This is a genomic window from Vibrio sp. 10N.261.51.A3, from assembly GCF_041471965.1.
Classification (GTDB): domain Bacteria; phylum Pseudomonadota; class Gammaproteobacteria; order Enterobacterales; family Vibrionaceae; genus Vibrio; species Vibrio crassostreae_C.
In genome coordinates, this window is sequence record NZ_JBFRPK010000060.1 from 30,339 (window position 1) to 48,196 (window position 17,858).

Below are 17,858 nucleotides of genomic sequence, written 5' to 3' on the forward strand. Positions count from 1 at the left end.
CTAACTATTTTTAGGTTTGCTCGGCATTGACCGTTACAATGTAGAATATTCTCGGTTAAATGAAAGTATTGTGAAAGTCTCCGAATTACAAAACATTATAGATCACTTACCCAAAGATTCCGATCCAGATATTGTTATGGGTGAGGCGTGGTTGCCTGAGCGTTTGGTGGATACCAACCTAGACGGTGACATGCTATTTCTTGAATTCGATAATGCCCCTGAAGACAATCAAGGGGATGAAGAAGGCCGTGGCTTTGTTGAGCACGAGATTGCTATGATTCGAGAAAAGCTCGAACTGTTATTAGACGAGCCTTCCGATACCAAGACCAAAGCCGATGCCCTTTTGGCAATATTTCTAATGGGCCATGAACTTTCTAGCTCAGAAGTTATCGAAGTTCTTGAATCAACAGAATCTGAAATGGCAGAGCCTGAGATTGCAGAGTTTAAAACAACAGAATCTGACTCAGTAGAACTTGAAGCATCAACGCTTGAAACCACAAAGCCAGACACAAATAAGATCGAAACAAAAGAACACCACGACGACTAGCCACCAACGATTTTAGGTACCGTATTGAAACCCTCTACGACATCATCTCTTCCCCTGTTACTCGCCGGACCCATTTTAAGAAAAACCACCGCGACTGAAGTAGTACTTTGGTTAGCCACCAGCTCGCCTCTTACAGGCAGAGCCGAGCTTCATACTCAAGAAATAGACGATTCTGAAGCAGCACAAGACCAGCCGTTTTATACCTCATCGCTTGAAGAACATGATTCGATTCAAATCGGTACACATGCGTGGATAACGCTAATTCGCTTACAAGGTGAGTTTCCGACTAATACGCTGCTTGAATATGACATTCACACAGAGTCAGGTTCACTAAAAGAGCTCGCCCCTCACCTTGTTTACAACGGTAAATCTCGCGTTGAGTTTAAGATATCGACCTCAGCTGATTACATTCTTCATGGCTCTTGCCGCAACCCGCATCATCCAAGCAAAGACAGCCTAGTTGCAGCCGATAACAAGATGGCCGATCAAACCGTCGCTGAAAGACCCGACATGCTGATGATGAGCGGCGATCAGATCTACGCCGACCATGTGGCAGGACCAACACTTGATGCTATTCAACAAGTGATTCACCTGCTTGGCCTTGTAGGCGAAAGCTTACCGACTGACTCGCAAATTAAACAAATCAACAACAGTGACGCTCTGTATAACAGTGAATACCACTTATACCAGCGTCATCACTATTTGCCGCACCACACAGCTTCAGAATCCATGCTCGATAAGTTATTCCCGAACCGTGGCGTGCCGATTTTTAGCTCTACCGATTGTGAAAACCACTTGGTCACGCTGTCTGAGTTTATCGCGATGTACTTATTGGTTTGGTCTCCGACACTGTGGCAATGCGTCAATCGAGAGCGTTTAATTGAGAATAACTTCACTCAAGGTGGACGCCAATTAACACCGACTGAGCAGCAACAATGGCGTGATGAAAGCGTCATCATGGATGATTTCATTGCTGGCTTACCGCAAGTGCAACGTCTGTTCGCGCATATTCCAACGTACATGATCTTCGATGATCACGATGTGACGGATGATTGGAACCTTACCGTGGGTTGGGAGCATGCCGTCGACCAAAACCAGTTCGCGACCCAAGTCATTGGTAACGGCCTTGCGGCTTACTGGATGTGTCAAGGTTGGGGTAACAAACCGGAGAGCTTCGACGAAACGTTCATCGAGCAAGCAAAACAGCTTTTTGTCGCTCAACCGCTCATTACTAAACAACCGCGCATTAGTAAACAAACTCATAATGAAGCCGGCAATGCAGCGACTACTCACTCTATTGGCAACATCGAGCCAGACAAGCATCAAGCCTTTATTGAGATGCTGAGTCGCTTTGAAGAGTGGCATTACACAATAGATACCTCACCCAAAGTCATTGTGTTGGATACTCGTACGCGTCGTTGGCGTTCAGAGTCACGCATGAACAAGCCTTCAGGTTTAATGGACTGGGAAGCCTTGATTGAGTTTCAACATCAGTTAATGAATCAAGATAAAGTGGTGATCGTTTCTGCTGCACCGATGTTTGGCGTGAAGTTTATTGAAACACTGCAAAAGATGGCGACCACAATCGGCAAGCCATTAGTGATTGACGCTGAAAACTGGATGGCACATCCGGGCAGTGCTAATACGCTGATTAGCATCTTTACCCATACCAAAACACCGACCAACTTCGTGGTACTTTCTGGCGATGTTCACTACTCCTTCGCTTATGACATCAAGCTTAGGTATCGTCGCAACAGCCCGAACATCTATCAAATCACCTGCAGTGGTATTAAAAATCAGTTCCCTGCTCCGCTGCTTAAATTCTGCGATGTATGGGACCGCCTGTTATACAGCCCTCGCTCAGTTTTGAACTACTTCACTAAGCGTAAACGCTTGAAGATCGAAAAGCGAAGCCCTGACAATCAGACCTTCTATCGCCTTTCAAACCGCAGTGCGATTGGAGAATTGAGGCTAGACACTGATGGGAAACCGCAATCGATCACGACACTCAGTGGCGACGGTAAAATTACCCGTTTCCCAGAGCCCGATTGATAAAATGCTCCTTATCGCTCGCGTATCCGTAATGTCAGTTTTTAGTAAAGACGCTTGCGATCACACTCTGTAGACCCAATAGTTATGCTTATGCTTATGTTTATGTTTATGTTTATAGTTGATAGCTATCAGCGTTACGGAACTCGATACAAATTTTAACTGGAGCTCGTTATGTTCAATTCTCTCACATCAATGTTTAAACAATTGATTGAAGGCCAGGACCTAAGCAAAAACCAAGGCACATCACCTAATATCGCCATCGCGAGTTTGTTGTGTGAAGTCGCGGGTGCCGACCATCAGATCAATGAATCAGAAAGAGTCGCTAAGCTACAGCTTCTGCAGCGTTTGCTGGATTTAGATGAAGAACAAGCAAAGGTACTGCTCGCGCAAGCAGAGCCGAAAGTAGAGCAATCAGTATCGCTGTATGACTTTACATCGCAACTCAGAGACCTATCTCAGCCAGTGCGAATCGACTTAATCAAAGCGATGTGGGAAGTAGCGCATGCCGACGGGGAAATTGACCCTATCGAAGATTCTGTGATCCGTAAAACAGCAGAACTGCTCTACGTCGACCACTGTGACTTCATCAAGAGTAAGTTAAGTGTTTTAGGCGAAAATTAGTGCCTGAAATAATGAATTGGAAACTGAAATAAATAAAAGCGACGGGTTAAGAAACCGGTCGCTTTTTTGAATCGGTAAACTGAAAGCTGACTAAACATGGCTGAGAGGAGCTAAAAATTTAGCTACAACATAGTTAATGTGAGTTTCGCAAGATTGTAAGCATCGACATAACCCGAGTGCTGACGACCTTCCCACTCAATATTTTTGGCTTCTTGAGCAGCGCGGTGACCAATGCGTTTGTCTTTCAAGCGATTCTGAACACGGTAAAGCGTTGCGATGTTTAAGAACTCGCTAAACGGAGGTTCAATGCCTTTTTCAATACACTCTTTGTGTAAAATGAGGTCGTCACGTCCCCACGCTGCGTAGATTTTTTTGGGACCACCAAAGTTCTTAATCATCGACTTGATGACAGACTCTAATGGGCGACCCTGCTTTTCGATTTTACGAGGTGTAATGCCCGTTAACTCGGCACAGAATAGAGAGACTTCGTCTTTCTCTGGCTTAACGTAGTATTGTGCTCGCTTCACGATAGTACCGGATGCTAGATCAATCTCAGCAAGACCAACTTCAATGATCTCTCCTGTTGTTCCCACACCGTCTTCGCTCCAACAGCACATTTCCAAATCGAAACACACAACTCGATTGTGATTCATACGTCGCCTAATTCTCTCGTCAAAAATTTTGTGAAATTGTACATGAGCCCAATACAGAACTCGACCCTAGTTGTATCAAGTGCTCATTTAGCCTGCAATTGTCACTCGATTTCGGCCATTCGACTTACTTTGATATAGCATACTGTCTGTTTTTTGCAGAATCTCTTCCGTGTTTTCATTAGCGTAAATAGCAGCACCAATACTCAAAGTACAACTGAGCTGTCGACCTTTGTGCTCACAATGAGACTGGCTCACTGTTCTTAGAATACATTGTAAGTATCGTTCTAGGGCTTCATGGTTTGTAATACTAGAAATGATACAGAACTCATCTCCACCTATACGAAACAGGTTATCCCCCTCTTTCAAGCTCACTGAAATCAATTTAATTACATGAATGAGTAAAGCATCCCCTGAAGGGTGACCGAATTGGTCGTTAATGCCTTTGAACTTGTCGACATCAAATCCGATGAGACTAAAGGGTTCATTTCGCTGTATCGCTTTATCTAACATCTTATTGAAAGCACGTCGGTTATAAACCTCGGTCAGGCTGTCGTGGTTGGCTAGAAAACGAAGCTCTTCTGTTCTTTTATCAAGCATTTGATACAGGCGCTCTTTTTCTCTGATCTGCATATTCACGATGTACGCTAACAACAATGAGATGGTTGTTCCGACTAGCGCGATGCCAGTCAACACAAGGTAGCCATAAAAAGAGATGCAGGAATCTATCTTGTAATCGATCTTCCAATTTCGGTTGGTCAGTGAGATTGTTTTGGTAATGTGGTGCCCAGATACCGCTTCATAACCCTCGGTTTCAAACAATATTGGGGAGTTTTCTGCTTCGAAACCCGTATCGGTAACACGAATATAGACATCCATGTCTCCCACTGCCGAAGCCAGTAGATTTTCAAAGTAGTAAGTCGTTCGAACCACACCAATCACAACGCCAAGTAGATTATCGCTTTCGCCTTCAAACACAGGGTGATAAACCAACATGCCGGTCTTTGGTGTATTTTGATCTAAGCCGTCTTGAAGCAAGCGAACTTTGTCTGAAATATTCGCTTTACGTGTCTGTTTAATATTATCTAAAACCAGCTTGAAGCGCTCACGAGAAAAATAAAAGCCAAGTACATTGTCGTTTGCTTGTGTGTTGGGATACAGGTCACTAGCAATGAACGCCGGCTCACCATCTAAGATGTAACCAAAGACTTTGGCTTCGTGTTTTGGAATAGTGAACAGCTCGTAAGACGGGTATTTTCTTTCATCTTAGCGGTATGCTCGGCAATCTCGTCTGCTGCCACTTTTTGCATCCACTGCAAGCCAATTAGACTTTTTGAAACATTAATCGTTTGTTGTGCAAAACGATCAAACTTATCCCAGTTTTCAGGATCATTTGCGTAGAAAAAATTAGCACCAGAACCAATGTAAGCCACGTCATTAGCGATAAACGCTTCCAAACTCAGTGTCTGGTGAGTAGTAAAGCTATCCAAATTCATATTTAACGCGCGGTTTTGGTTTAACGCGACTAATATAAAACACAACACAGTAATCAAAAAACTGACCAAAAATACGACCAATGGGAGAGTTCGTCTCTTCAACCCTGTAAGTGGGTCGGTATTGTGCGGCATGTGGCTTCCAAATAGTCTCTAATGAGTTAAAAGTATATAACGGGAGGGAATCATGCTCCATTTCTGTTTAGTCTTAAAACTGACATAAAACGGGCATTGTTTACCTTGCCCTCACATCGACGACCAATATTCGACCGAATCTCGACTAAATTTCAAGCTAACACACCAAAAACCCACTTGATTAAAAACATTAAATACCACTCTTAAGCCTTGAATATGCTAGTATCCATCCATATTTATAGCTTGAAAGTGACCGTTTCGGCTTAGTGCCAATGAGTTTCTTTCCAACCTGTATATTCCTTTGAACCGACGAATATACCGTTAAATCAATTTTAAAGAGAAATCACTATGATCGTTGATTTGAACCTAATCCCACAAACGTTTGATATGCTTCACGCAGGCCTAACTGCATCAAGCGTTTTACTACTGTTAATTGCCGTTTCTCGTAAAACCAAAGTGGTTGAGAAAGTCGTAGAAAAACCAGTAGAAAAGGTCGTTGAAGTTGAAAAGCCAGTTGAGAAAATTGTCGAAGTAGAGAAAGTAGTAGAAGTTGAACGTGTGATCGAAAAAGTAGTAGAAGTTGAATCTAAGCTTGCTACAGCACCAACAGACTCTGCAATGCAGCTACTGTCTATCATGCAGCAAGAAGCGCGCCTTATCGACTTCTTAAAAGAAGACCTAACGTCATTCTCTGATGAAGAAGTTGGCGCAGCAGCTCGTGTTATTCACACTGGCGGTCAAAAAGTATTGGCTGATTACGTAACGCTGTCTCACATCCGCACTGAAGATGAAGAAACACGTATCACTATCGCTGAAGGTTTCAACCCTCAAGAAATTCGCCTAACTGGCAACGTAACGGGCAATGCACCATTCAACGGCACACTAGTTCACAAAGGTTGGAAAGCAACTGACATGAACCTGCCTAAGCTTGCTGAAAACTACGATGCATCTGTAATTGCACCGGCAGAGGTGGAGCTATAATGGAACACCAAAGTCATTCAGCTCAAGAGCCATCTTCTCAAGAGCAAAACCAGGTACCCAAGTTCAGTGTTGGTATCGATTTAGGTACTACACATTGCGTTTTGTCTTACATCGACACAAGCAATGAAGACGCTCGCGTTGAGGTGATGCAAATCCCTCAACTGACGGCGCCAGGTACAGTAGAAACTCGCAGCCAACTTGGCTCGTTCCTATACCAACCGCACGAACATGAAATGAATGCGGGCTCTCGCGTTCTTCCTTGGTCTTCAGAGCCAAAAGCGCTAGTGGGTGCAATTGCTCGTAACCTTGGTTCTAAAACCCCTATCCGTTTGGTAGCAAGTGCAAAATCTTGGTTATGCCACGGTGGTGTTAACCGTCGCGATGCTTTCCTTCCTGCAGGCAGCCCTGAAGAAGTTGAAAAAGTATCTCCGCTTAAGACAACTGAATTGTACCTTGAGCATCTTAAAGACGCATGGAACCACGCAAACCCAGAACACAAACTGGCAGACCAAGATGTAACGATCACGGTTCCAGCTTCGTTTGATCCTGCGGCTCGTGACCTAACAGCAGAAGCTGCACGTAATGTTGGTTTCACTCACCTAACGCTTCTTGAAGAGCCACAAGCGGCTCTGTACAGCTGGATTGATAACAGCAACGACACATGGCGTGATGAAGTAAACGTTGGTGACATCGTTCTTGTTGTCGATATCGGTGGTGGTACAACCGACCTTTCGTTAGTTGAAGTAACACAAGATGACGGCAACCTAAGCCTGAACCGTATCGCAGTAGGTGAACATATCCTACTTGGCGGCGACAACATGGACTTAGCACTGGCTTACCGCTTGAAGATGAAACTGGCGCAAGAAGGCAAAGAACTGGCTCCTTGGCAGGTTCAAGCAATGACTCACGCATGTCGTGATGCGAAAGAAGCACTGCTTAACGATGCTGAACTGCAATCTGTTCCTATCGTTGTTCCAAGCCGTGGTTCTAAACTGCTTGGCGCAACACTGAAAACAGAACTGACTCAGCAAGAAGTTCAACAAACATTAGTGGACGGCTTCTTCCCTAAAGTTGCTGTAACTGAGCACCCTGTACAAAAGACGCGTGGCGCACTGACTCAAATGGGTCTGCCTTACGCTCAAGACGCAGGTATTACTCGTCACATTGCCGCATTCCTTTCTAAGCAAGCGAATGCGCTTTCTGGAAATAGCGAAACGGCTCAGCAAGATTTCAACCCGTTTGCAAACATGCCCGGTATGCCCGGTACGCAAGGGTCAGAAGCGCCAGCGGCAGACTTCATCAAGCCAACAGCAATCCTGTTCAATGGTGGTGTTCTAAAATCGAACCTACTTGCTGATCGTCTTTCAGATACGATCAACGAATGGTTGATCAATGCTGACGAAGAGTTCGCAAAACAGCTTTCAGGTTTAGATTTAGACCTAGCGGTTGCAAGTGGCGCTTCATACTACGGCGCAGTTCGTCGTGGCCAAGGCGTTCGTATCCGCGGTGGTATCGCTTCTTCTTACTACGTAGGAATTGAAAGTGCGATGCCAGCAATCCCAGGTATGGCTCCTCCAATGGAAGCGCTGTGTGTTGCCCCATTTGGTATGGAAGAAGGTTCAAGCGTTCAAGTACCTAGCCAAGAGTTCGGTCTAGTGATTGGTCAGCCAGTACACTTCCAGTTCTTCGGTTCAACCATTCGTCGTGAAGATGAAGCGGGTACACACCTTGATCACTGGGCGCCTGAAGAGCTTGATGAGCTTCCTGAAATCCAAGTGACTCTGCCGGTATCTGAAGGCCGTCGCGAAGGTGAAGTCGTTCCAGTGACCCTGGCTTCTCGCGTTACTGAGTTAGGTACCTTATACCTAGAAGCGATTGCTACTGACAACGGTCAGAAGTGGCACGTTGAGTTCGATGTTCGTGAAGACTCGAATAACGACTCAAACGAACAAGCATAATGAATCAACGGCACCTTAGCGGGTGCCGTTACTTTATCAATGCATTTCTCAATCTAGTCCTGCCTGTTTCTCAGGAATGACGTTTACGAATAACAACAATAAGACCAAAGCTATCAAAAAACTGGTCATCACTCTGGAAGAATAAGGTTTTGTATGGCAACTCCTCGTTTTTTAGTCGGCATTGACTTAGGTACAACCAATACGGTTGTCGCTTACTGTGAAATCAACGACGACCTACAACATGCTCCCGTTTCTCTTTTCGATATTGACCAACTCATCGGCCCCGGTGAAGTGGTTCGCAAGCCCTTACTCCCATCCTTTCGTTACCACCCAGCACAAGGTCAAATATCCCCTTCTGACCTGACAATGCCGTGGGAACCAAGCCCCGTTGAAGGCGATATTAAGAACGTTATCGTCGGTGAATGGGCACGTGAATTAGGCGCTAAGGTTGAAGGCCGCCAAGTATCGAGTGCTAAGAGTTGGCTGTCACACCAAGCGGTGGATCGTAACTCCGACATTCTGCCTTGGGCAGGCGCAGCAGATGTCGATAAAGTCTCGCCAGTTGTGGCGAGTGCAAGCTACCTCAACCACATTCGCCAAGCATGGAACTACCGTAACCCGAGCAACAAGCTTGAAGACCAAGATGTTGTGGTTACCGTTCCTGCTTCCTTCGATGAGACAGCACGTAAGCTAACACTCGAAGCCGCAGAACTGGCGGGCTTAGGTAAGATTCTATTACTCGAAGAGCCGCAAGCCGTTTGTTATGACTGGTATGCCCGTCACCAACAAACCGCAGCAGATGAACTTCAACAAATCCCACTGATTCTAGTGTGTGATGTTGGAGGTGGTACCACCGATTTAAGCTTAATTGAAGCCAAATTCGATGCGAACAGCGACGGTAATAACGAGCTCGCACTCGACCGTATTGGTGTTGGTGAACACTTGATGCTTGGTGGTGATAACCTCGATTTAGCCCTTGCCCACCTTGCAGAGCAACGCTTCAATCAAAACAAAAAGCTGAATGCCTCTAGCCTAACCAAACTGATTCAACAGACTCGCGCCGCAAAAGAGAGCCTGCTTTCTGCCAATGCGCCCGATGATGTAAAGATCACCATGCTGGGCAGCGGTTCAAAACTGCTTGGCGGTACTAAGAGTATTGGTTTAACTAAACAAGAAGTCCATCAAATCGCATTGGAAGGTTTCTTCCCGCTTTCTGAGTTTACTGAAACACCCGACAAACGCCGCAGTGCTGTGGTTGAGTTTGGTCTGCCTTACGTGGCTGACCCTGCGGTGAGTAAGCACGTTGCAGAATTCCTAGCAACGCACCAACAAGTGTCTAAAGCCGCATTGGAAAACTCAGACTCTATTGAGTTCGATGACACCAAACCTGCAATTCCAGTTGGCGTGCTGCTCAATGGTGGTGTGTTTAACAGTGAACTGGTAACAGAGCGAATTACTCAGCTACTGGGCAACTGGAACGGTTCTCCTATCACAGTGCTTGATAACCCTCATCCAGATTGGTCTGTTGCCCTTGGCGCGGTTGCCTTTGGTAAAGCACGCCGCGGTGCACAGCTGAAAATCGGTGGCGGTGCTGCCCGTTCTTACTTCTTGCATCTGCAAGAGAAAAACAAGATGGGTAAAGCGCTTTGTCTGCTTGCCAAAGGAACCGAAGAAGGCCAAGAGATACGCTTGAACAGCCGTCGTTTCTCGCTGACTTTAGGTGAGCCAGTACGATTTAATCTTCTGACTTCAACACACGATCAAATTGCTCATGACACCGCCATTCAAAACGGTGTGATGGTCAATGTGGATGCCGACTTGTTCTCCCCTCTCCCACCGTATATTTCTACGCTGGAAGGCTCAGGTACTGCAGAACTTCAAGCCAACCAAAAAGAGCGTGTTGAAGTACTGCTCGCTTGTCAGTTAACCGAAGTCGGCACATTGAAAATGGAGTGTGTGAGTATAGAAGATGACTCTAAGCGTTGGTTGCTCGAGTTTGAAGTAAGAAACAAGCAAGGTGATGAGTCTGATACCGCTAAACTTCACCCAAGACTGGATGAATGTAAGGAATTGATTTCTCGTCTGTACAGCGGCAACAAGAAGAGTGCTGAATCAAAAGAGATCAAAACACTATCGAAAGATCTTGAGAAGCGACTCGGTAAGCGTGATGAATGGGATTTCACGACCCTTCGCCATCTGTTTGATACCTTCTCATTAGGTCGTAAACGCCGCCGTCGTTCAGAAGCACACGAGAAGAACTGGCTGCGTTTGGCGGGTTACTCGCTGCGTCCAGGCTTTGGCGATCCGACTGACTCATGGCGTATCGAACAAATTTGGGGCCTTTACCAACAAAACATTCAGTTCAAGAACCACCAAGGCTGGACAGACTGGTGGGTATTCTGGCGTCGTGTCGCTGGTGGGCTAAACCAAGAGCAGCAAGAGAGTATCTTGGCTGACATCGCTAAATACCTTCACCCAGGTGCAATGAAGAACCCTAAGACAGCCAAAGATGCACAAGACAATGGCTATGAAGCCATGGTTCGTTTAGCGGCGTCACTTGAGCAACTTGAGGTTGAAGACAAAGTGCTGCTGGCAAGTTGGTTCTTAAGCAAAGCGATCAACCATAACCAATTTGAACAGGCTCACTGGTGGGCGCTAGGACGATTAGCATCAAGAACACCTTTGTATGGCAGCCAACACAGCGTAATTCCTAGAGAGCAAGCTGAACAGTGGTTACCAAAACTGCTTGAACAGAACTGGCAGAAAGAGCAGATGATCGCCTTCGCAGCGGTGATGATTTGTCGAAAAACCGGTGACCGTCAGTTTGATATCTCTGACGACTATCGCAATCAAGTGATTGAGAAGCTTAAGCAAAGCAAGGTACCTGACTCATGGTTAACACTAGTGAGTGAAGTGACTGAGCTTTCTGAGAGTGAATCTAAGCGTGTGTTTGGTGATGCGTTACCAAGCGGATTAAGCCTAATCAATAACTAGGTTTGAAAACGATTAGATTTCGTTGCTAATGGTAAAGAAGCTAGCAAGAAAAGAAAAAGCCACTTTCGATTCGTTGAAAGTGGCTTTTTTATTGGTGGCTTAAGGCTGGTATGTGTAATCGACTTATAGCTTTTTGGTTAAGAGCCTTAGCCGTGTTGCAGTTCATCATTGTTAATGTTTGGTTCCAGTTGGGTTGATAGGAAAATCCGTATTTTCATAAATGTCAGATAGTTTTTTCGGTTTATTCTCTTTTGCTCCTTTGTTCGATTGATTATGAGTTTCGCTTAAAAGCCATTCCTCATGCATTTTTGCTGAATCCAAAAACTCTGGATCCTCCATTGCTTCCTTGCGAAGTTTATTTACACGTTCGAGAGTATCCCAAATCATAATACTTCACCTCCACTAAGGCAGTAATATAAAGATAGCTCAACCCCATGAAACTTCAACTAACCCAATGAGATAGCGATCTCAATTTCGTAATTCACTCGCTTTAAATGAGTGGATATGGTCACCTTTAGTTGGGCTCAAATAGTGGGTCTTTCCCCATGATCTTCGAAGATCATTAGGCACAAAAAAAGCGAGCTCGATGCTCGCTTTTTGTTTTTCTATCTGTTGATCGAAACACCAACACTCACTCGATTAAATCACACCGAGATTAAGCACGGTTACCGATTTTCACCTTGCCATTGGTAGCAAACCAAAGGGCTTCTGAACGACGACGACCGATTAAAATCGGGCCATCATCGTAGAACAAAAAGTTCTTCCAATGCTTCTTGAAAATCGCCCATTTGGTTTCAAGAACATTGTACTTTTCATAACAAAAATAAACAGTTACGTCATCTTGCCAATCAATAAAGTTAAGAATCTCTTCTGGCATTTCAGGCTCATCCGCTTCCCAATGCGCCATCCAGCTGATCTCTTCATTCCAGTTCGATGCTTTGCTTGGCCAGTCTTGCGAGCTCAGTCGTTCTGCGTCTGGGCTTTGAGGGCTCACGTTCTCTTTCCAGAACTGAGAAGCTCTCGCCTGTGTCATTGGCTTAATCTTTTCCAAGTCCTCTGCCGGCAGCGGCATTGACTGGTGTGTGAAAATCCATTTTCTTTGGTATTCGTCCAAAGTTGTGTATGACATCAAAATTCCTCAAATATCTTCTCAGGCTGATGGATTTACCATGCCTATCTGTTCTTTTTGATGCAGTGACGGTTTCATTTTATCTATGTCGTCACTGCCTCTAAATCTGTATTTACGCTTAATTGGTACTTACGCCTAATGACTATTGATCTCTATACAGCGCGTCTATCTTCCCAGTTTGGGTTAACTAATGCCGTCAGTATATGGTCTTCCCATTTACCGTTAATCTGTAGGTAGTCTTTAGCAAAACCTTCTCGGACAAAACCAAGATGTTCTAATACACCAGCACTGCGTTCGTTGTGAGGCATGTAGCCCGCCATTAAGCGGTGCATGTTCTGCACATCAAACATGTAGTCTTTGGCCATGTTCAAACCTCTGCGCATGTAACCGTGGCCCTGTGCACTTTGCGCCAATGAGTAACCGACATTACAAGCGTAGAACGGGAAACGAGACAAATTACTGAACGATATGGTGCCTAACATTTCATTAGAGTCAGCGTTAATCAGTAAACAGTAATAGCCTAGCCCCATTTTATGAAGCTCGTTTAACTTGATCAGTCGCTGCGCCCAACTCGCTCTATCAAAGAACGCGTCTTCGCGAATCGGTTCCCAAGGTTTCAGATACTCTCTGTTAACCTGAAAGTACTCGCTGATCATGCCAGCATCATCGATTTCAGCCGTGCGTAGAATCAGATTACCATCATGCTTATAAATGCGCTCTGGTGTACTCAAATCTTCCATAATCTTGTTCTTATTCGATCAGTTCTTTCTGATACCGTAATCACGAAGCTTATTCGCAATTGAGGTATGAGATACATTCAAACGTTTTGCTAGCTTACGGCTTGATGGGAAAGACTGATAAAGCTTCTCTAGAATCTGAGATTCATAGTCTTTCATGATTTCATCGAGCGAGCCGTCTAAGCTCAGGTTCGCCATTCCAGCCGTCATTGTTTCAAGCTGTGGCAAATGGAATTGCTCAACCGTTAGTGTGTCTGAATCTAGCTCTGTTAGTGCACGTAGAACCATGTTGTCTAACTGGCGAATGTTGCCCGGCCATTGGTAATTACCAAGCTGGTCGATCAGCTCTTGAGTCAGTTTTGGTTTTAACATACCTAACTGCTGCGCGTACTTTGCAACGAACAGTTCCAACAGTGGCGCTACGTCGTTTGAGCGTTCACGCAATGCAGGGATAGACAGAGTCAGTACATTCAAGCGGTAAAACAAATCTTCACGGAACGAACCCGAGTCGGCTAATTCAGAAAGACGGTGGCGCGTTGATGCAATAATACGAACATCCGCGTGCATCTCTTCTTCTTCACCAACACGACGGAATGAACCATCTTGTAGGAAACGCAGCAGCTTGATTTGAAGATGCGGGCTCATCTCGCCAATTTCATCTAAAAATACCGTACCGCCATTCGCTTGCTCGAAAATGCCTTTATGACCTTGCTCATGGTTGAATGAACCCGGCGCATGACCAAACAATTCCGTTTCCGCTACGTCATCAGGCATCGATGCACAGCTTAGAATCAAGAATGGGAAAGACGATCGATTTGAACGGTTATGACACGCTTTCGCCAGCATCTCTTTACCCGTACCTGTATCGCCTTCAATTAATAGAGGCTGATCCAGCATAGCCAATTTCTTAGCTTGGCTGATCAAGGCTTTATGGCGATTAGAGACACCAACAAAGTGTTCAAAACCCAGGTTGTTCTGTTCTGGGATTGAATCTGGCGAGTTCATCTCTTGATTACAAGAACGAATCGTCATTACTGCGCTTGCCAGTACCGCTTCGTTGACATCACCACCAAGGTAAATCGGCAGGATCTCAATAGAGAAATCTAAGCCATCCAACACGACAACTTCACGATGGCGCGTTACATCGCCTTCGATCCAACGAGCAAAGTTAAAACTAGGAACAAACGTCGCGAGCGGTTCACCGATGACTGCGTCTTCTTGCTTATTAAAAAGGTTCAATGCAGCGTGGTTAGCCATATCGACTGAGCCTTTAAGGTCAATCGCAATAACAGGATCAGGTAGGTTTGCCAGCAGAGCAATCAGCTCTGTGTTATGCCTTTCGCTTGGCATAAATTGGATTTTACGTACATCCTTCACACCTGAAATTCGGCGAATTTCAGCCATAAGTTCACTAAAAGCATCAAAATCGATATCAGGGCAGTTTAGGTAAATAATACCTTTAACATCAATTTCGATTCCTCTTAAATCAATGCTTTTTGAGGCCAAGATATCGAGCAACTCACGTGTTAAGCCGAGTCTGTCTTCACACAATACTTCAAGACGCACAAATAGTCCTATTATAGGTGTCAGGATAAGTTGACAGTAGTGTGGATTAAGCTCTGAGTTCAGTCAAGAAGAAGAGTAAACATATGTTTACTCTTCTTCTCAAACTATTGAGCTTTAAATGCTTTATTTGAGAGTGATACGCTTTATTTCAGATAGGACAGCTTTGCGGAGGTCTGCCAGTTTTACTTTTCTCTCGTTATGCCAAGGCATAGGTCGAAGCAATGTCATGGCTTTTAGACCCAGTCTTGCAGTAAGAATACCAACACCTAGCCCCTGCCCTGCTCGAGCTGAGACTTTGCCTGCAAGATCCATCGAGACGAGATCCATACTTGCATCAATCGCGAGCTCACTTGCTCCTGCAGCGGCCATGTTGATTAACACCAGTTTAAATAGCTTAATGCGAGACCAGTAGCCAAGCTCAATGCCATACACATCAGCAAGCTTGTCTATCATGGTGAAATTTCGCCAAGCCACCAACAACATATCAGCCGCCGCCAATGGACTCACCGCGACCAAAGCCGCCGATTCGGTCGAAAACTTAGTGACGATTTGAGTCGCTACTTTGTCTTGTTGACTCACGACTAACGCATCGTACATATCCAACACTTCTGCATCGCTGTGCGCAGGGTTAATGCTGTTTCGCCACTTATCGTACGAAGGAGACTCAGCGATAATGCCGCCTTGCTTGGCGATGTTTTCACAGAACGCTTTGCCCTTGCCGACACTTTGACTTTGGAGTAGCTCTTCACTCTGCTCTTGCACACTAAAGTGATCTTTAAGTGAACGCAGTTTCCACAGCTCTTTGCCTATTGCGCCTAAACCCAATGAAGCAATGGCAGCAATAAAGCCTGCCCAACCTAACGCAAGCCAATCAGCAGTTTGAATTGCGGTAATGACCGATTCAATTGCTTGCCATCCAACTAGGCCAGAAAAAGCGACCAATAAACCCGTTCCAAACCACTTCTTCTTTTTGCTCGGTCGAATCACTTGTTCCAATTGCTGCTCAGCTTCACCATCAAGTTCGGCTTCCACTTGCGGTGCGACAGGGACAAATTTCTCTTGCTCTGTGAACAGTTGTTGAGCACCTAAATCCGGGCCAACGTCGGTCTTGTCTTGCTCATCAAAAGAGGTCTTCAACGGTTCATTAAAGACCTGCTTTGTTTTTAATTCACTCATTTTGATTGCCTCAATTACTTCAACTTGTCGCCAATGAGATACTCTAAAACCTTGTCGACTCTTAGATGTTGGCAAGGCTCATCGGAGTGTTGCTCCATCGGTCTAAAGCTCGTGAAATCAAACTGGTTGGTTTCCCAATACTGTTTATTGGGCAACTTACGCGGCACCTCTCCCGGATACATGGTTTGAGGAACATTATCCAAAGTCACACCTTGCAACGCCGGAACATTGTCTGAGCCCGACGAGATATAGCCCGCGCTGGTCGCTTGAATAGACGCGATACTCATACAACTCATGTCGATGTGTTCAAACGCCGCCTGCTGCCAAGCCGGATGTACCATCTGTTGTAACAGCGATACCAAGTTCGGATGTTGATCCGGTGTCACGTGGTCAGCCTTGGTGGCTGCAAACAAGATCTTGTCGATCTTCGGCGCGAATAAACGTCTTAAGATATTGCTTCGACCGTACTTAAAGCTCTTAAGTAACTGTTCTAACGCGCCACGCATGTCCATGAAAGAGTCATAGCCCGCATTAAGTGGCTGTAAGCAATCCACTAGCACGATTTGTCTGTCGAACGTCGCGAAGTGATTCTTGTAGAACGCTTTGACGACCTTCTGTTGATACTCTTCATAACGCGCTTTAAGTACCGCATAGTTACTTGTTTTTGAGAACTTACCCTCGGGTGCGATGCACGGGAAGAATTGCAACACAGGCGCGCCTTCAAGCTCACCGGGTAATACGAATCGACCCGGTTGTACCCAATGCAGCCCGTTACTTTTACAAGTATGAAGGTACTGAGTGTAGCTATCGGCAATCGCGACCAGTTTCTTTTCGTCCGCTTCTGCTAGCAAATCGATATCACCACGCATGGCGTTCCACTGTTGCGAGTAAGTTTCTCTGTCGCCTTTCAATGCGGCAAACTGAGATTGGCTCCAGGTATCGAAGTCCATATCCAGTAACGGCAAATCAAGCAGCCATTCACCTGGATAATCGACAATATCGAGATAAAGGGTGCTGTTTTTACTCAGTAGCTTTTTCGCGCCCTTCGCAGGCTTATATTTGATTGCTAGACGAATCTCACTGACATCACGCGTTGGTACCGGCCATTCTGGTGGCTGTGCATTCAACGACTCCATCGCTTCATCATAAGAGAAGCGTGGAATCATCATGTTGTGTTGCGGGATGCGCTTTGCGCCAATAATTCTTCCATCTCTCGCCGATGCAAGCAGTGGCAAGTTTTTGTGGGTAGACGTATGAAGAAGCTGATTAACCAGCGAAGTAATGAATGCTGTCTTACCCGCACGAGAGAGCCCCGTGACCGCTACTCGAATATGAGAATCCGTTCCTCTGCTTATAAAGTCACTCATTTCTTGAGTTAGGTGTTTCATTAGAACGACTCCGTGATAGTTAGGCTAGCTGGTTATGATAATAGAAAGGCAAGCCTATGTTCTTTCCCCGTTGGGATAGTTTGTATGCTTTTGCTTATGTTGATGAGTATGCAATACACATTCTTAATGCTAGATGAATAAAAGCCCCTGACTACATTCATAATCAGGGGCTTTAGAATTTTTGCACGATATCCGACGTCTAATCGTCTTCAATCAACTTGTAGATAACAAACAGTGCAATCTCTGCAATTAGCCAAAGCGCACAAGTAATCGTCACGTATTTATTATCAAAGATACTGATCCCTTTCAAGATCAGGTCGTAGCCAACAAAAGCACCAATCACCACTGCCAAGATAATCTGTAGGATCTGAATAAAACGAGGCATTCCTCTCTCCTATGTTCTTATATCAAACTATGTGTTTATCACTATA

At 45.2% G+C, this 17,858-nt stretch carries 14 protein-coding genes and 1 pseudogene; 6 read left to right on the plus strand and 9 right to left on the minus strand.

Going from position 1 to position 17,858, the window contains the following annotated elements:
* Positions 1–16 precede the first annotated feature (16 nt).
* The 3 genes from AB4371_RS15315 (at position 17) to AB4371_RS15325 (ending at position 3,220) form a co-directional block, all read left to right on the plus strand.
* Positions 17–547: a hypothetical protein gene (locus AB4371_RS15315; RefSeq protein ID WP_029235374.1), complete on the plus strand. Its 531-nt coding sequence runs from the start codon at positions 17–19 to the stop codon at positions 545–547.
* 24 nt (positions 548–571) lie between these two features.
* The gene (locus AB4371_RS15320; RefSeq protein ID WP_372058509.1) at positions 572–2,599 is read left to right on the plus strand and encodes an alkaline phosphatase family protein; all 2,028 of its coding nucleotides are present in this window, start codon (positions 572–574) and stop codon (positions 2,597–2,599) included.
* A 171-nt stretch (positions 2,600–2,770) separates the two neighbouring features.
* The gene (locus tag AB4371_RS15325) at positions 2,771–3,220 is read left to right on the plus strand and encodes a TerB family tellurite resistance protein (RefSeq protein ID WP_017060439.1); all 450 of its coding nucleotides are present in this window, start codon (positions 2,771–2,773) and stop codon (positions 3,218–3,220) included.
* A 122-nt stretch (positions 3,221–3,342) separates the two neighbouring features.
* On the opposite strand, the gene AB4371_RS15330 is transcribed toward AB4371_RS15325, so the two are convergent.
* Together AB4371_RS15330 and AB4371_RS15335 are read right to left on the minus strand one after the other, a co-directional pair.
* Positions 3,343–3,873, minus strand: a complete 531-nt coding sequence (locus AB4371_RS15330) for a 3'-5' exonuclease (RefSeq protein ID WP_017068784.1) — start codon at positions 3,871–3,873, stop codon at positions 3,343–3,345.
* 87 nt (positions 3,874–3,960) lie between these two features.
* Positions 3,961–5,498: pseudogene (locus AB4371_RS15335) on the minus strand (diguanylate cyclase domain-containing protein).
* A gap of 348 nt (positions 5,499–5,846) precedes the next feature.
* Here AB4371_RS15335 and AB4371_RS15340 point away from each other — a divergent pair.
* The 3 genes from AB4371_RS15340 (at position 5,847) to AB4371_RS15350 (ending at position 11,431) form a co-directional block, all read left to right on the plus strand.
* Positions 5,847–6,479: a DUF2760 domain-containing protein gene (locus AB4371_RS15340; RefSeq protein WP_017060436.1), complete on the plus strand. Its 633-nt coding sequence runs from the start codon at positions 5,847–5,849 to the stop codon at positions 6,477–6,479.
* The gene (locus tag AB4371_RS15345; RefSeq protein WP_372055799.1) at positions 6,479–8,437 is read left to right on the plus strand and encodes an Hsp70 family protein; all 1,959 of its coding nucleotides are present in this window, start codon (positions 6,479–6,481) and stop codon (positions 8,435–8,437) included. Before AB4371_RS15340 ends, AB4371_RS15345 begins: the two co-directional genes overlap by 1 nt.
* A gap of 153 nt (positions 8,438–8,590) precedes the next feature.
* Positions 8,591–11,431 (plus strand): Hsp70 family protein, encoded by a 2,841-nt coding sequence (locus AB4371_RS15350; RefSeq protein WP_372150281.1) that lies wholly within the window; start codon positions 8,591–8,593, stop codon positions 11,429–11,431.
* A gap of 171 nt (positions 11,432–11,602) precedes the next feature.
* On the opposite strand, the gene AB4371_RS15355 is transcribed toward AB4371_RS15350, so the two are convergent.
* From AB4371_RS15355 to AB4371_RS15385, 7 genes are all read right to left on the minus strand, one after another.
* A complete protein-coding gene (locus AB4371_RS15355) occupies positions 11,603–11,818 on the minus strand; it encodes a hypothetical protein (protein WP_017065431.1) in 216 nt (71 codons plus the stop codon).
* Positions 11,819–12,086: 268 nt separating this feature from the next.
* A complete protein-coding gene (locus AB4371_RS15360) occupies positions 12,087–12,560 on the minus strand; it encodes a DUF2947 domain-containing protein (protein ID WP_017060433.1) in 474 nt (157 codons plus the stop codon).
* Between the two features lie 152 nt (positions 12,561–12,712).
* The gene (rimJ, locus tag AB4371_RS15365) at positions 12,713–13,300 is read right to left on the minus strand and encodes a ribosomal protein S5-alanine N-acetyltransferase (protein ID WP_065584184.1); all 588 of its coding nucleotides are present in this window, start codon (positions 13,298–13,300) and stop codon (positions 12,713–12,715) included.
* An 18-nt stretch (positions 13,301–13,318) separates the two neighbouring features.
* Entirely contained in the window at positions 13,319–14,863 is a 1,545-nt protein-coding gene (gene tyrR / locus AB4371_RS15370; RefSeq protein WP_372098401.1) for a transcriptional regulator TyrR, read from the minus strand.
* A gap of 123 nt (positions 14,864–14,986) precedes the next feature.
* Entirely contained in the window at positions 14,987–16,039 is a 1,053-nt protein-coding gene (locus AB4371_RS15375) for a YcjF family protein (protein ID WP_017068778.1), read from the minus strand.
* A 14-nt stretch (positions 16,040–16,053) separates the two neighbouring features.
* Entirely contained in the window at positions 16,054–17,427 is a 1,374-nt protein-coding gene (locus tag AB4371_RS15380) for a YcjX family protein (protein ID WP_017067718.1), read from the minus strand.
* Between the two features lie 199 nt (positions 17,428–17,626).
* Entirely contained in the window at positions 17,627–17,812 is a 186-nt protein-coding gene (locus AB4371_RS15385; protein ID WP_004734731.1) for a hypothetical protein, read from the minus strand.
* Positions 17,813–17,858: the final 46 nt, after the last annotated feature.

Bases quoted from the DNA above. Each gene is read 5' to 3' on its own strand.
- AB4371_RS15325 (WP_017060439.1), top strand. From the start codon at position 2,771: ATGTTCAATTCTCTCACATCAATGTTTAAACAATTGATTGAAGGCCAG.
- AB4371_RS15350 (WP_372150281.1), top strand. From the start codon at position 8,591: ATGGCAACTCCTCGTTTTTTAGTCGGCATTGACTTAGGTACAACCAAT.
- AB4371_RS15385 (WP_004734731.1), bottom strand. From the start codon at position 17,812: ATGCCTCGTTTTATTCAGATCCTACAGATTATCTTGGCAGTGGTGATT.
- AB4371_RS15360 (WP_017060433.1), bottom strand. From the start codon at position 12,560: ATGTCATACACAACTTTGGACGAATACCAAAGAAAATGGATTTTCACA.
- AB4371_RS15375 (WP_017068778.1), bottom strand. From the start codon at position 16,039: ATGAGTGAATTAAAAACAAAGCAGGTCTTTAATGAACCGTTGAAGACC.
- AB4371_RS15345 (WP_372055799.1), top strand. From the start codon at position 6,479: ATGGAACACCAAAGTCATTCAGCTCAAGAGCCATCTTCTCAAGAGCAA.
- AB4371_RS15330 (WP_017068784.1), bottom strand. From the start codon at position 3,873: ATGAATCACAATCGAGTTGTGTGTTTCGATTTGGAAATGTGCTGTTGG.
- AB4371_RS15355 (WP_017065431.1), bottom strand. From the start codon at position 11,818: ATGATTTGGGATACTCTCGAACGTGTAAATAAACTTCGCAAGGAAGCA.
- AB4371_RS15340 (WP_017060436.1), top strand. From the start codon at position 5,847: ATGATCGTTGATTTGAACCTAATCCCACAAACGTTTGATATGCTTCAC.
- AB4371_RS15380 (WP_017067718.1), bottom strand. From the start codon at position 17,427: ATGAAACACCTAACTCAAGAAATGAGTGACTTTATAAGCAGAGGAACG.
- rimJ (WP_065584184.1), bottom strand. From the start codon at position 13,300: ATGGAAGATTTGAGTACACCAGAGCGCATTTATAAGCATGATGGTAAT.